Annotated in this window: 18 protein-coding genes and 1 tRNA gene; 2 read left to right on the top strand and 17 right to left on the bottom strand. The window is 63.6% G+C overall.

Annotation, left to right across the window (positions count from 1 at the left end):
* Positions 1 to 523: 523 nt before the first annotated feature.
* From AAHG09_RS31060 to AAHG09_RS31050, 3 genes are all read right to left on the bottom strand, one after another.
* The gene (locus AAHG09_RS31060) at positions 524 to 754 is read right to left on the bottom strand and encodes a hypothetical protein (RefSeq protein ID WP_342112097.1); all 231 of its coding nucleotides are present in this window, start codon (positions 752 to 754) and stop codon (positions 524 to 526) included.
* A gap of 65 nt (positions 755 to 819) precedes the next feature.
* On the bottom strand, positions 820 to 1,263 hold the full coding sequence (locus AAHG09_RS31055; RefSeq protein WP_342112095.1) for a hypothetical protein: 444 nt from the start codon (positions 1,261 to 1,263) through the stop codon (positions 820 to 822).
* 6 nt (positions 1,264 to 1,269) lie between these two features.
* The gene (locus AAHG09_RS31050; protein WP_342112093.1) at positions 1,270 to 1,983 is read right to left on the bottom strand and encodes a tudor domain-containing protein; all 714 of its coding nucleotides are present in this window, start codon (positions 1,981 to 1,983) and stop codon (positions 1,270 to 1,272) included.
* A gap of 372 nt (positions 1,984 to 2,355) precedes the next feature.
* Here AAHG09_RS31050 and AAHG09_RS31045 point away from each other — a divergent pair, with 372 nt between their 5' ends.
* Positions 2,356 to 3,054, top strand: a complete 699-nt coding sequence (locus AAHG09_RS31045) for a hypothetical protein (RefSeq protein WP_342112091.1) — start codon at positions 2,356 to 2,358, stop codon at positions 3,052 to 3,054.
* A gap of 23 nt (positions 3,055 to 3,077) precedes the next feature.
* Here the strand turns inward: AAHG09_RS31045 and AAHG09_RS31040 are convergent, their stop codons facing one another.
* From AAHG09_RS31040 to AAHG09_RS30995, 9 genes are all read right to left on the bottom strand, one after another.
* Entirely contained in the window at positions 3,078 to 3,803 is a 726-nt protein-coding gene (locus tag AAHG09_RS31040; protein ID WP_342112090.1) for an endonuclease/exonuclease/phosphatase family protein, read from the bottom strand.
* Between the two features lie 121 nt (positions 3,804 to 3,924).
* Positions 3,925 to 4,794, bottom strand: a complete 870-nt coding sequence (locus AAHG09_RS31035) for a hypothetical protein (RefSeq protein WP_342112088.1) — start codon at positions 4,792 to 4,794, stop codon at positions 3,925 to 3,927.
* 324 nt (positions 4,795 to 5,118) lie between these two features.
* Positions 5,119 to 5,931 carry a hypothetical protein gene (locus tag AAHG09_RS31030; RefSeq protein ID WP_342112086.1) on the bottom strand — a complete coding sequence of 271 codons (813 nt, stop codon included), beginning with the start codon at positions 5,929 to 5,931 and terminating at the stop codon, positions 5,119 to 5,121.
* Between the two features lie 339 nt (positions 5,932 to 6,270).
* A complete protein-coding gene (locus AAHG09_RS31020) occupies positions 6,271 to 7,308 on the bottom strand; it encodes a hypothetical protein (RefSeq protein WP_342112081.1) in 1,038 nt (345 codons plus the stop codon).
* Positions 7,309 to 7,317: 9 nt separating this feature from the next.
* Entirely contained in the window at positions 7,318 to 8,529 is a 1,212-nt protein-coding gene (locus AAHG09_RS31015) for a tyrosine-type recombinase/integrase (RefSeq protein ID WP_342112079.1), read from the bottom strand.
* 443 nt (positions 8,530 to 8,972) lie between these two features.
* Positions 8,973 to 9,048, bottom strand: a tRNA-Phe gene (locus AAHG09_RS31010).
* Positions 9,049 to 9,132: 84 nt separating this feature from the next.
* A complete protein-coding gene (locus AAHG09_RS31005) occupies positions 9,133 to 9,918 on the bottom strand; it encodes a hypothetical protein (protein WP_342112077.1) in 786 nt (261 codons plus the stop codon).
* Position 9,919: 1 nt separating this feature from the next.
* Positions 9,920 to 10,180, bottom strand: coding sequence for a hypothetical protein (locus tag AAHG09_RS31000; RefSeq protein WP_342112074.1), 261 nt, complete (start codon positions 10,178 to 10,180; stop codon positions 9,920 to 9,922).
* 7 nt (positions 10,181 to 10,187) lie between these two features.
* A complete protein-coding gene (locus AAHG09_RS30995; protein WP_342112070.1) occupies positions 10,188 to 10,790 on the bottom strand; it encodes a hypothetical protein in 603 nt (200 codons plus the stop codon).
* 92 nt (positions 10,791 to 10,882) lie between these two features.
* On the opposite strand from AAHG09_RS30995, the gene AAHG09_RS30990 reads away from it, so the two are divergent.
* Positions 10,883 to 11,287: a hypothetical protein gene (locus AAHG09_RS30990; RefSeq protein ID WP_342112068.1), complete on the top strand. Its 405-nt coding sequence runs from the start codon at positions 10,883 to 10,885 to the stop codon at positions 11,285 to 11,287.
* Between the two features lie 23 nt (positions 11,288 to 11,310).
* On the opposite strand, the gene AAHG09_RS30985 is transcribed toward AAHG09_RS30990, so the two are convergent.
* The 5 genes from AAHG09_RS30985 to AAHG09_RS30965 all read right to left on the bottom strand — a co-directional run bounded on the left by AAHG09_RS30985 (position 11,311) and on the right by AAHG09_RS30965 (position 12,958).
* Positions 11,311 to 11,664, bottom strand: coding sequence for a hypothetical protein (locus AAHG09_RS30985; RefSeq protein ID WP_342112066.1), 354 nt, complete (start codon positions 11,662 to 11,664; stop codon positions 11,311 to 11,313).
* A gap of 2 nt (positions 11,665 to 11,666) precedes the next feature.
* Positions 11,667 to 11,960 (bottom strand): hypothetical protein, encoded by a 294-nt coding sequence (locus tag AAHG09_RS30980; protein WP_342112063.1) that lies wholly within the window; start codon positions 11,958 to 11,960, stop codon positions 11,667 to 11,669.
* On the bottom strand, positions 11,957 to 12,199 hold the full coding sequence (locus AAHG09_RS30975) for a hypothetical protein (RefSeq protein ID WP_342112061.1): 243 nt from the start codon (positions 12,197 to 12,199) through the stop codon (positions 11,957 to 11,959). The genes AAHG09_RS30980 and AAHG09_RS30975 overlap by 4 nt, the downstream gene beginning before the upstream one ends.
* A complete protein-coding gene (locus AAHG09_RS30970; RefSeq protein WP_342112058.1) occupies positions 12,196 to 12,516 on the bottom strand; it encodes a hypothetical protein in 321 nt (106 codons plus the stop codon). The genes AAHG09_RS30975 and AAHG09_RS30970 overlap by 4 nt, the downstream gene beginning before the upstream one ends.
* A 121-nt stretch (positions 12,517 to 12,637) precedes the next feature.
* Positions 12,638 to 12,958: a hypothetical protein gene (locus AAHG09_RS30965; protein ID WP_342112056.1), complete on the bottom strand. Its 321-nt coding sequence runs from the start codon at positions 12,956 to 12,958 to the stop codon at positions 12,638 to 12,640.
* Positions 12,959 to 13,067: the final 109 nt, after the last annotated feature.

The raw sequence follows: 13,067 nt of genomic DNA, 5'->3' as shown, positions 1-13,067 counted from the left end.
AACAGCGGCTCAATCACCGCCCACTCCGCATCCGTCAGGTCATACCGCGCCATCCAGGTCCCTCCTGCTCAGAGGCCTAACGCCGCCGCACCTCAGCCGTGCCAGCTGTTATGGGTTCGCGACCTAGGCTATGTTGGAATTGCCCCGTTGGGGGTCCACGGTCTATACAGGAGTTCAGGATGCCCGAATACTTGCGCTCAGCGTGGACCAATTTGCTGGGTCAGGGTGTCAGTAGGAGCGAGATCGATCTCCGCTTCCATGCGTTTGCCAACCCGAAGCGGACCAGCTGAAAACCACCCTTAGCGGTCTTACGCTCTCGGCCCAGCGTCGTCGCTCACAGCCGTCGCAAAAAATCAACGCCTTCAGCTATGCGAACTCAGCTACGTTCAGACGTGGGCTCACGTGCGAGAGCCCAGGGTGTTTAATCGCTCAAGAGGCACCGGAGAATTACCCAACCGGTCACGTAGGCTCAGTGCGCTTTTGCGAAGCTATCAGCAGCGGAGACGACGGGCGGCCGGCGGATTCAACCTGCATCACCACTATCTGAGCCTCTGGGCCTGTCTGCGCGAAACAGCGGGTACACCGCCAAAGCAAGTGTCAGGAGCCAACCGACGACGCTCGCGTTGATCGCCAGGATCAGCCAGCGGTTCGGATCGCGTTGCCTGAAAGCGATAACCGACGGCAGGGCGAATCCCGCCAGCACGATTAGCCAGACGCAGGCGACGAACAGGACGAGTTGGTCTTCGGGGTTCATACGCCGCCTCGCACCAACGCAGTACCCTCATCAACGTGGCAAGCAGGCAGCTACGCGCGTCCGCCTTATTGTTTTGGGCGATTCGGCGTCGGGACGGTTACGACCACGTCGCCCTTCTCCGTCGCTTCGGCATAGAAGATGATGGCGGTGTCTTCCTGCTGCTTGGAGCCGGCGAAGGTGACGCTGATGCGCGCCACTGCCTTGCAGACCGACCTTCGCGGCGTTTGTTCGACCGCGATTAGGTCGCGAATTTCCCACTCGACGTCGGCGACCTGCCGAAACTCGGCGTAGAGTTGGTCGAGCGACCTGTGGAGCGCATCGATCACCACCTTGTCGCTGCACCGGATGTCGCACGTGCAACCGCCGAGCATCGTCAACGTAGCGAATGTGCCTAACATCAGCGCCGGCAAGCTTCGGCGCCGAGTGTTGTTGAGCGCGGCGACGCGCGCCGTGCTGGTCGCCGCGGCCGAAGCCGCGACGGGGTAGTTGCTCAGTGTCTGAGCGGCCATGGCGGCTCACTTGGCCTGCGGCGCTGGGCCGGGGCGGAGCAATCCAAGGTCGTGGCGGTGGCGGGTGAACTCCATCAGGTCGGGATAGTCCACCCAGGTAAGCACAAAATTCTGGTCGACCTTTGTGGCGATGACCTTGGCGGCGTAGTACCCGTCCTCGTCGTCGCCCTTCGCCAGCACGACGCTGCCGAGCGTAACGCCGGCCCAGGGGTCGATGGGCGCGACGTCACCGGGCGGCATAGCAGCCCCGCCAGCACCTCCGGCGGCCCCGCCGCTGCCCGAGCCGCCGTTTGAGGCGGGAGGGGCCTCAGCGGCCTTGTTTGCGGCCTTAACGAGTGGCGCGTCGGGCAACCCCGCCGCAGCGAGCAAGTCGGCGAACAGCCGGGCTGAGCAGAAGGGCACGAAGGCCTTCCCGCTTTCGAACAGGCGGCCCTGCGGCAGCTCGGCAGCGAGAGTCTGGCATACCTCGGTGACCACGAGGGTGTGCAGACCCATCAGCGTCGCGGCACGCGCCGGAGCTTCGGCATCTGTGGCGGCGAAGCACGAAGCGTGCGGGCGACCTCGCTCATCCCGGCCGAATAGGATCAGGCCGGGCGTCATGGAGCTGGTAGGGGCAGTCTCAGCCGGTTGGGTTGTAGCTGTGCGCGGCGCGAGAGCGTCCGGCTTGATCGCGATGGGCGGCACGATGGCAGGCATGACGGTGCTGGTGTCGAGGTTCATCGGCAGGCTCCAAGAACGACGAAGGCGGCCCGGAGGCCGCCTGGGGTGAGGGTGGATGCAGGGGCCAAAGCGGCCTTGGCCGCGGTCGCGGTGTTCGGTCGACGGGCGAGCTTAGCTGCGGTTCAGGCCGTATCACTGTGTGCACCCAGGTCGTCGCGCCGAGGTGCGACCGAACATACATTATAGATATTTATTCCTAATGTCAATGTTGGGTTGCAGGGACGCTAGTCGATACGCATCGATCTAGCCGGTGCTTATGCTTTTGTGGCTCCGGAAGCGGGCTACACACCACACGGGTTGGCAAACAACCAAACTTGACAGTACCGAGTCGTAGGTCACTCCTACCAATGTCGTGCTCGGAGAATTTCACCCGTGAAACGTCCATCCGGTATCGCGCTCGACGTAGCGACCCTCGCAAGCCTCGCCGACCTGCTGACGCCCTACGTCGCGCAGGAGGATCTGCGCCTCGCTGAAACCTACAAATGGAAGATCCCTGACGGTGCGCCCGTCGCCCCATTCAACACCTCGGGCCTCTCGCTGGCTGATGCGAACATGCGGTTGAAGCGTTCGCTCTCCGAGGCGTGGCACCTGTCGGGATCGGACCGGGCATCATTAGCACGATGGTATGTCGGCCGTTGGGGCGGCATCTACGCCAACAAGGACGTGACCCTGCAAGGCTACGTGCTCCTGCCGGAGGACGAGCTGGAACGCGCACCGCTGGCGGGGGTCGCCACTTGGTCCAAGATCCTCGCGATGCGTGACCCGACACGGTACGCGATCTTCGATGCGCGCGTGTCGGCCGCCCTCAATGCGCTGCAGATCGCCGACGGAGCTGATCCAATCCTGTTCCCTGATCTATTGAGCCGGAACAGCGCTGTCCGCGCATTCCAAGGGTGGGTGCGCGCGAAGCACGGCGGGGCACGCCGCGTCCGAAAGGAACGAGCGTACCCGGACTACATGGCACTGCTACGCGAGGTCAGCGGCCGGCTTGAGCACGATAGTCCGGATCGGGCTGAAATGGTGCTTTTCGCCAATGCGGAGCGCTTGATTCAACGAGCGATGAGCAGATGAGCGTGCGCCCCGGTTAGAGGTACCTAGCCTACAGCAACTACCAGCCCGCTATGATCGCTGAGGCGCGGGGCCAAGCCTGACTTCCCCTCCCAAGCCGCAACAACTTGCACGCGCGGTTCCCAGGCTACGGGCAGCAGCACGTGATCGATGGGCGGATGCGCCAAAGCGCCGATGGGCAGACGTTCTGTTTGTGTTGCGCAGAACAGTCCGCATTGAGCCATCGCCTCACGTAACAGCCTGCGGCTCTGCGCCGTGCCGTAATAGTGCTGCCCGCCGAGGTTCATGTTCAGGTCGCCGACGACGCAGAGATTTGTCTTGGGATAACGGCGGCGTAACGTTGCCCATTCCTCGCCCTGCTGCACGACAACACGGTGAAGCTCGGACCAGTTGCGCACTGGCGTGCCCGGTCCCGCGTCGCCGCGGTCGCTCGCCCAGGGCATGACGGTGCCGTAGATGATCAGCAAGCCCGAGGGGGCCTCCACGAGGGCAGCAACGGTGCGTCGAGGGTCAACCACTTCGATCCGCTGTAGGACACGGTAGGAGGTCCAAATGGATGCCCAACGCCCGCCGAGTCGCCCGGTCGGCCGTTGCATGCTGTGAACGGCTGTGTGGGTCGCCGTCAATTCCAGTTCGTCGTGAGTTTCAGTCAACACCCACACGTCGCAAGCCTGCTGCACCAGTATCGCGCGTCGCTGGGCGTTCTTCTCAAGCCCAGCCGCATACTCGACGTTCCACGTCCCGATCCGCATATCCTCTTCCTCACAGCCGCGCTGGCTGGGTACTGCTGGAAGCATTTTGAAATTGCTCGACCAGCACCGCGCCGGGTTCCATCCTCGAATGAGAGCCGCAATTTTCGCGGCCCCCGAAAAATTACTCCGCCTCGTTGTCTGTCACACAGGCGAAGCGACCTCGCCTCGAACTTGCAAAACGCCGCGCTTCCAGTCTGATAGAGCGAGCCAAAGCTGTGCCAGCGTTATTGCCGAAGAGGAGTTGATCGAGGCGCCGCTCGCCAATGACGTCAAGCATCCGAATGCGCTGTCCAGTTCGTAGATCATCCTTTTTGATGCGCAATCCCGGTGCTCCGACCATTTTTGTTCGACCAGTAGGCCCGACCTTCGAAAAACGACCAACACGCGAAAATTTCTGAGGCGCCTTCAAAATGTAGAGCAACTGGCGTGTGACGTCGGCTTGGGGAACCGGCTTGATATGCACCGGCGACACGCGCGCACGCATGCTATGATGGCGACGACGGAGCGGCTCAAGTTGTGCGCTCAGTTCCCCCTCTGTTTTCCCCCAAGTAAGCAGGTGGCAGTGCCAGCTGATCCAATCGGTGAAGCTCCAACCATCTGGTCCCCATTTCAAAAACAGTGCGGCTTCAACCATACCAAGAAATGGAATCTCCCCCATTCCTTGCCGTGCGATCTGCTGAAGAGCGGTCACGTCGAACACTGCAGCCGGACTCAGTTGGCGACGAGTGGCTTTGGTTTGCCGTGTACCGGGTCCACCGTCATTGATAGGGTGGGCACAACGGGCGGGTGTGATGGTGACGAGATGGAGTGGACCGGTAGCTATTCCCGGGTGAGCAAGCACCTGCCGAAGCGCAATCTTGGCGAAATTGATGCGGGCCGCAGCGTTGTTCGCAAGGAGTTTCCGGGCGCTCGCAGCGAACAAGGTCTTGATTGCCGCATCGGTCGCCGCATCAGCATGATTTTGTCGAGGCCGAATGATGTAGTTGCACATCTTAATGTCGGCCCACTGATGCACATCAATGAAAGTCCGTAGGTTTTTGATGATAGGGGGTTGAGCTTTCCCAGGCCAAGGGTGGGGGGGTCGATACACAAAATCAGGGGGCAATGGGGCTTCTTGGCTGCCTAATGTTATAAGGTTTTCCATGGCTTTGGGTGCTTTCGAGTGGTTGAAGTGTGTTATACGGTTTGGGCATGGCTTTTTGGTCAGCATAGCTATGCGCTTTGCTGTGAGATCTGTTTACGCGAGATTTTTTTAAGCAAACTCTGCTTCAGGGTGCCTGCGATAAGCACGAGGCAGGCACCCTAATGCTATGAGTTACGGTTCGTAGCTCGCGGCAGCGACGATCCGGATACGCCATTCACGGCCGTTGAAACCTAAAATCTCAACATCGACGTGCGCGCGACAGCCATCCTGCAGTTCTTCAAAACTCGCGCCCTCTGGTCCGAGAACGGCATGAAGTACGACCTGTCGGTCGGCTGGTTTAGCTTCTTTTTGAGTTACGTGCTTTGCTTGAGCTGCACGCAGCGCCTTCGCATTTTTATCTGGCGATGCACTTTGAACACTTTGATAACCAGTCGGTGTGCTCGGATCGCTGCTGACGGAGTTCCCACCCGGTGCTTTTTGACGGGGCGAACTAACATTTTGTTTTACCAACTTGTCGTATCCGCCAGCAGCGGTGACCAATGCAGGCAAATCTTGTACGGCCACCCCTTCCGCGAACATTTTTTTCGTTGCTCGATAGTAGTAACTGCCCTTTTTGTTGTCCACGTATGCCCTGGTGCACACAAACCGTAGGGCGGCGGTCGGATTTTTCTTGGTACGAAGCCAGAACTTGGTCCAATCGCCGTTGAAGCTCGTCTGATGGCTCGTAGGATGTTCGCTGAGGTGCCGCGCCAGCAGGTGGCACCACTTCACTTGCTGATCAATTGCGTCGCGTTGTCTTTGATCATCGAGCGAGATGCGACGCCGAAGCAACTCGATTGCGCCTTCGACTCCACCCCGCCGATAAAGCTCATCAATGTCGGGTAAGCTCGAACTGGCCCGTTCTTTAGCCCACTGCCGACCCTCGCGGCGTCGCTTGGGGATGATGGAGGTGCAGGCAGACTTGAGGGGACGTCGGGATTTCATTGGACGCCCCCCTGCATCAGAGCGCGGATGTCTTCGCAGCGCCACGCGGTGATGCGCGGACCCAGCTTCACCGGTTGAGGGTAACGCTGCTGCCGCACGCCCTCCCACCAGCACGACTTGCTGATCGGCAGCGGTCCATTCGGCGCGAGAAGCCGGGACAGTCGCACAAAGCCACTGAGAGGAAGGCCATCACCGGTCAACCCGCCGTGCGAAGTTGATGTCGAAGAAGTCATCGTTTGCGCTCCTCAATTCCGACTGTGCGAAGTGCGTTCGGAACGAGGGAGACTTTGCTGGACGACCGCTGGCGCGGTGAGCGCTCGAAGTGTCAGATGACCATAACTACTTGCGTAGCATGCGTTTATCGCCTCTGACCGCCATTCGCATTGCCGGGCCTATCACATCTGGCAGTGGAGGCGGATGAATCGGTTCGGCCGCCAAAGAGTCAGGAAAATTCGGAAAATTGAGACGCTGCAGGGCGCGTCGGTCAAGATTTTTGCAAATCAGCTCGACAGCTGACCGGCAACGCCTGAGATGGCGACGTAGTATGTCCGGCCGCTCGACAATATCGTCCACACTTTCTGCAAAGATTACGTCTAGCGGGTTTAATGTGAAATCGAACGATGGATGGTATCTTTCGACATAGTGGAAGGGTGCAGCAGGACCATGCGCCAGCCAGAATTTTCTGAAGGTGCTTTGCACCATCGGCCACTTGAAGCCGAAGACACCCTCTTGCGTTGCTAGGTAAGCCTTGTTGAGACTTACAATGTCCCGCGGATGGCTAGACAGGGGTTCATATGCAATCATGAACCAAGCCACATGCGCCAAAAAATCCAATTCGTTGTATTTTTGTCCACGTATCGGCCAAAGATCAAAAATTGGACCAACGAGTGCCTCGCTGGAAAACATGCGCACTAGGGTATCAACCCGAATATTTCGCAAAACTAGGCTTCGATTGGTATCGCTCAATTGATCTAACGTTTCGGCCGAATGATTTTTCGATAGATACGAGACTACATATATTGTAATGGCAGCAGGATGGTCTTCCGGCCTTGTAGGCCAACGTAGCCAAGCAGCGAATTTGAATAAAGCTTCAAGGAAGGAAAGTCGGTCGTGATTGCCTTCGTCTGAGAGCCGAGCAATTGCAGCATCTATACTTGGCTGCTGGGTGGGAGTTGGTGCTGGCAACCCCTCGTCCGGATAGTGAGAACGCCGCCACCGATAGATTGATGGAAGCGATGCTCCCACGATCTTCGCAGCCTCCGCCGATGAGCGACCTTTGCTCCTTTCCTCCTGGAAGCGGGCCAGAAGCGCAGCTTGCTCGGTGGGAGAATGTCGGATCGAAGGTATGCGGGGGGTAGAACGGCGTGATGCCCGCACGAGACCTCCTCAGTTTGACGCATCTTGAGGTTTGCCGCCCCTCGGCTTGGTGACGACGAACGTGGACCATTGCTCCATCATCTCGCGTCGCTTGGCCAGCAGGTCGCCGCGCCGATAGGCCGCCTCCACGCGGTTCTCGATGGTGTGCGCCAGGGCCATCTCGGCAACCTCTCGCGGTAGATTCGTAGCCTCAGCTGCCCAATCGCGAAACGACGAGCGGAAGCCGTGCGCAGTGATTGGCACGCTCATTCGTCTCAAAGCCATCAGGAAAACCATATTCGACAATGGCTTGCTTCCGGATCGCCCAGGGAAGATGAGCGCGCTGCCACCCCCCAGGGCCTTAGCCGCGCTTAGCACCTCACATGCCCGCGCGCTGAGCGGCACCCGATGTTCGCGGCCAGCTTTCATCCGGGCCGCCGGCACCGTCCACAACGCCTGCACTTCGTCGATCTCGCCCCACCGGGCGTCAAGCACCTCACTGGTGCGTGCCGCCGTCAGGATCAGAAATTCAAAGGCGAGGCGACCGATCTCCCCCTGCCCGGACATCGCCCTCAGGCGAGCGACGAATGCGGGCACCTCAGCGAAGGGCAGTGCCGTATGGTGCTCCTCGCGCTCACCCTGCTTCGGCAAGCCCCGCGTCACCCCTTCGACCGGATTGTCTCCACTGCGATGCCCGGCCGCCTTCGCCCAATCGAGCACCGTACCGATCCTCTGGCGCACGCGGGTCGCCGTTTCACCCTTCGTCAGCCAGATCGGCGCGAGCGCTCGAAGTACGTCAGGGGTTTGAATCTGATCGACCGGCTTTGAGCCGAAATAAGGGTTGGCGTAGGTCCGCAGGGTGTTGATCCACTGCGCTGCATGCTTCGCGTTCTTCCACGTCGCTTTATGGTCGGCGTGCACAGTTTCGGCTGCTTCGGCAAAAGTCGGGGCCGTCGCCTGCGCTCTGCGTCGCTCGGCCAGCGGGTCACCGCCGTCGCGAGCCGTTTTGCGGTAGGCGAGGGCTTTCTCGCGGGCTTCGGCGAGGGTGACGAGGCTGGCCCCGCCCAATCCGATGTCGCGCCGCTTCCCTTGCACTACGATGCGCAGCAGCCAGCGTTTCGCGCCTGAGGGATCAACGACGAGGTAGAGGCCGTGGCCGTCGGCGTAGCGTCCAGGGGTCTTGAGCGCGCGCACTTGCACGGTCGTCAGCGCCTTCTCGGGGTGACGCCCCTTGCCGCCCATCGTTGGGTCCGCCTAACTCGCTTGCCCCACATTTTGGCCCACAACGAATGTGGGGTGCAAGCGGATTGTAACGGATCGTGCTGGACAAACTTGCTGATGGTCGATGGGGGTTATACAACTGTTACCACTACAGTTTTCGGCTGTTGCCGGGTGCTGCCGCATCACCTCGGACAATCAACTAGGGCGGTCTCCGTCTCCGCCACCTATGCGCGACCCTGGCTAAGTCGCTGTTAGACAACGAAACGTCGGACCATCTACACCGCCGTTTGACCCGGTTTGTAACCGCCGCCCAGGGGCGGATTTGTAACCGCCGGGCGTCGCCATCCACAGGATCGAGCAAGCTGTCCTTGCCGGCGCGGCCAGAAAGCCTGGGCGCCGATGTATCGCAGGTTAGACCGTAAGCCGCTTAGCGTCTCACTTGCGATACGTTCGGGCGGTGAAGCTGGCCCCCCGATGTCGAGTCGAACGACACTCTCCGCGTTTTCAGCGCGGCGCTATCACCGGGTCAGCTGCCGGGGCTCGGGGCGAGTGTCCCACCGGCCCGGCGATTCGGACAGGGCGGTCCGTTTTTAAGGCAATCCCGGACTTTGCCTTGGGATTTGGTCAGAGCCCGTCGAGCGCGTCGAGGTCCTCGGCCGGGAGCGCGGCCGGCTCCCGCGGGGGCGCTTTCATCGGGTGCCGCTGGTTGTAGTCCGTAACCGCCTTCAGCCAAGCCTTCTGGTCGGCGAGGTGCATCCCGCGGTGGGCCTCGACGAACGTTCCCCGGGCGTCCGCGACGCGCTCGGCCAGGCCCTTGTGGCGACCGAACTCGTCGGGGAACCGGGTGAACCATGCCTCCGGGATCGCGGCGCCCTTCTCGCACAGGCGGCCGACGTGGAAGGCGATGAGGTGCGCGATCCGCTCGGCGTGCCGGACCCGGGCCGCCTCGCGCTGGCCGGCGCCCCGGGCGCTCTTCTCGCGGATACCCTCGGCGTCGAGCCGGCGCCAGGTTCCGTCGCCCATGCGCTCGAACAGGGGATCTCGGCGGACCATGCGGAAGCCCCGGGTCCCGTGCCACTCGGCCTCCTCAAGGATCCCGAGGCGTAGCCCCCACCCGACTAGGTTGCCGACGGCGTCGTGGAGGAAGGCGCCCTGCCAGTTGCGGCCGTGCCCGAAGAATCCCGGATCCTCGCGCCGGCGCTCCTCGTGGATAACGACGAGGTTGTCGATGGGGATCACGTCCAAGGCGCCCCACATGGCCGTCAGGCGGGCCTGGAACCCGGCGAGCAGGCGAAAGTCGTGGCCGTCCCCGTACGTCGGAGACCGGATCGCGTCCACCAGGGCGGATTCGGGCGTGGCGTCCTTCAGGTGCCGGTAGTCCGGCTTCTCGCGGCGGTTCCAGCTCGGCATGTCAGGCCTCTGCCTTCGCCGCTACGGCGGCCCGGCGCCGGGCGCCCATCCGGTACATGGCGGCCTGGGTGCGTTCCTCGACGCTTGCGGCATCGCGGGCGAGCTTCAGCAAGGCGCGCTGTTCGCGAGGGCTTTCTGCCTGGCTGACGGCGACCTCCAGGTCCCGGCGCACGCGTTTCAAACCCTCAGCGGCCTCATGCACGCAGAACAGCGTCAGATCCATGCTGCCGGCTTTGCGCTGGCGATCCTTCCACGTGTCCATGGCGCCCTCAGCTGTAGTACCGGGTGAACTTGACCGTGCGGGATTCCAGCGCGGCCGCGGCGATCCCATGCGCGTCAGGGTGGTGGGCGGCGACGGCGCGCAGGGCCTCGATGCCGGCACGCACGGTCGCGACCCCGAAACTCGGCTGCTCCTCGGCGTCGAGCCAGCACACCACCGAACCGGTGTGCAGGTCGGTCCAGTCCTCGCCGGGGGGCATGAAGTCGCCTTGGTCGTCCCGGCCGCGGAGAAGCTCGATGTCACGGGTCCCATGGTTATGGATGTAGGCCCAGACGTCCCGGTCCGACGGGATCCCTGTTGAGCCCGCCTTCCACGCCGGGGATACCGCCCCGTAGGCCTCCGCCTTCTCCTCCTCGGTCGCCTTGGTGACGATGAGGCCGACCTTGGTGCAGTTCCTGCTGCGCTCGATCCCGCGGACCCTCCAGGTCTCCTGCCTCCCGCCGTCGTCATCCTCGGTGACGATGTCGACGAGGCTGTCGATCTGGGGCGGTAGGCCCTTACCGCAGTCGACAACGACGATCTTGCCGGTGCCGGGACGGTTGAACCACGCGTCGGCGGCGACCCTGTGCTTGATGCGGTGCCAGCGGATCATGCTTCCCTACCTCAACCGAACGACCCGACGGCCGGGTACCCCGTATTCACGCGGGCTTGCTTCCTGGGCGGGGCGGCCCGAGAATCCGGGGCATGCCCGACGACGAGTATCCCCCCGAGTCGATCCGCGTCCTCGCCGGCCTGGAGCCCCCGGTCCGGGACCCGAACGACCCCCGTGTGCGCTGGTGCCGGGAGTTCCTGGAGCCCCCGCGCGAGCCCCTCCTTCCGGTCACCTCGGACCGTGTTCAGGCTGCCCTGGAGAGCATCATGCGGGACATCGGGCTGACGGAAGCGCAGATCCGGACGCGGTTCCCCATCGCTCTCGGCGAGCGCGTCGCCCTGCGGGCCGAGGACCTCTCCGACCGCGAGATGGCCCTGATCATGGCCTCCACTATGGACGGGCCCGCCTACAGCCTCGACGACATCCCCGACGACGCGGGCGCGCCAGGCGGCGTGGCCGGGGGAGCTCGGAAACCGGCGGGCGAGCCTGGCGAGTAGGGCGGCCGAGGGCGCGGGGCGGGTCACCAGTTCTCTCCTGGGATTTCCGGCTCGGGCACGGGCGCGCCCGCGGCGTCGAGGATCTGCCAGCCCTGGCGCTTGGCGTTGGTCCAGGCCCACCGGCGATCCCGGATGTCCTCGCGGCGGGTCATGGCGGCCATGACGAGCGGCTCCATGTAGGCGACCGCCTTGGGATCCGCCCGGTCAGCGTCGAGGTGGGTTTGCCCGACATCGTATAGGCACCGGAACACGTGCATGCCACGGAAGTCCCGGACGTCGAGCCCGGTGGCGGACGCGGCCGCCTGCAGCTCCTCCAACGTGAAGGTCACCTGCTCGTAGGCGTCCTCGTCCTCGCGCCACTTCTCGCTGAACCGCATGGTCAGTCCCCCTTCCCGTTGAGGGCCCGCCCGGCCCGCCTGCAGAGATCCCGGCATTCGGGGTTGCCCTCGACCCGATCGAGGCAGCCCCGCTCGCAGCGCGCGTAGGCGGCCAGCATGCGGGCGAACGCCGGTTCCACGGGCTCGCCCGGCAGGTAGCGGGAGACGGCTTCCCGGGACGCGGCCGGCGCCGGGGCGGCGGGCACCCAGCGGGAGGCGAGCTCCTCGTAGGTGAGGTCCGCATCGGCCCGGACGCGGTCCAGGATCCGGCCGACATGGGCCTTGAGGTCGCTCATGCCGCGACGGGCTCCGGGTACAGAAAGCCGAAGCGGTTGAGGCGCTGGGCGGCCTCGGTCCAGGCGGCGAACGCCGTGGCCTTGGCCTCCTCGGACTCGGGGGTCAGCTGCCCCGTCCGGCGGTCCCAGAGCTCGTGCCGGCGCGCCAGACCCACCTCGGCGGCCGCGTCGTCGAGCAGCGCCTGCAGGCCTCGGCGCGCCAGGGCGACCAGGTCGAACTCGGTGGGCTCGATCGTCATGCTGCCCTCCCAAAGATGCGGGCGATGAGGGAGCGGGTGAGCTGCGGCTTCGCTGACAGGCGGGCTTCGCGGGACTTCCTCCAAGCCTCCATGCCAGCCGCCTCCCGCTCCCAATTCTTGGCGGAGACCGCACGCACGCGTCCGAAGAAGTCCTTCATCGTCGCGGTCCGCTCACATGGTGGGACCAGCGCAGCGATGGCTTGGTGGCCGCGTCCAGCGCGGCGGAAATCCAAGCTGTCGAGGTCGTCCACATCCCGTTGCGCCATCGCGTCGAGGAACTCGTCCCAGGTCCCGGACTTCTCGACGTCGGCCCGCATGCGGATCGGGACGTCCCGCCAGATGCAGATCACCGGCGGCCCGAGCGAGCGCGCCTTCGGCTTGGGCGGCAGCGGCGTGGCCAGCCCGCGGGCCCGGCGGACCCGGACGTAGTGACCTTGCTCACGCCGAGGCCTCCAGCTGCAGCTTGTGGGCGAGCGCCCGGACGGCGCAGGCCAAGATCGCCATGCACTCGCGGTGCGGGCCGTCCCCGGGGGGCAGGTCCTCGCGCCAGTCGCAGGGCGTCCGGTCGGTGGGCCATTCGCGGTGCAGGCGCTCGCCGTCGGGCCCGTTGTAGTCGGCGCCGATCGACGCGTGCCCCGTCAGAGCGCACAGGCCCGACGAGACCCAGAACCCGGGCAGCGTGCCGGCGACGAAGGAGCGGGCGGATTCTAGGGAGGCCGTGAACCGCGGCGTGACGAACGCGCTAGGTCGCGAACCCATAACAGCTGGCACGGCTGAGGTGCGGCGGCGTTAGGCCTCTGAGCAGGAGGGACCTGGATGGCGCGGTATGACCTGACGGATGCGGAGTGGGCGGTGATTGAGCCGCTGT

The sequence above is a fragment of the Methylobacterium guangdongense genome (assembly GCF_038442355.1).
Classification (GTDB): Bacteria; Pseudomonadota; Alphaproteobacteria; order Rhizobiales; family Beijerinckiaceae; genus Methylobacterium; species Methylobacterium guangdongense.
The sequence above is the reverse complement of the archived record's forward strand: the minus strand, read 5'-3'. Positions and strand labels throughout refer to the sequence as shown.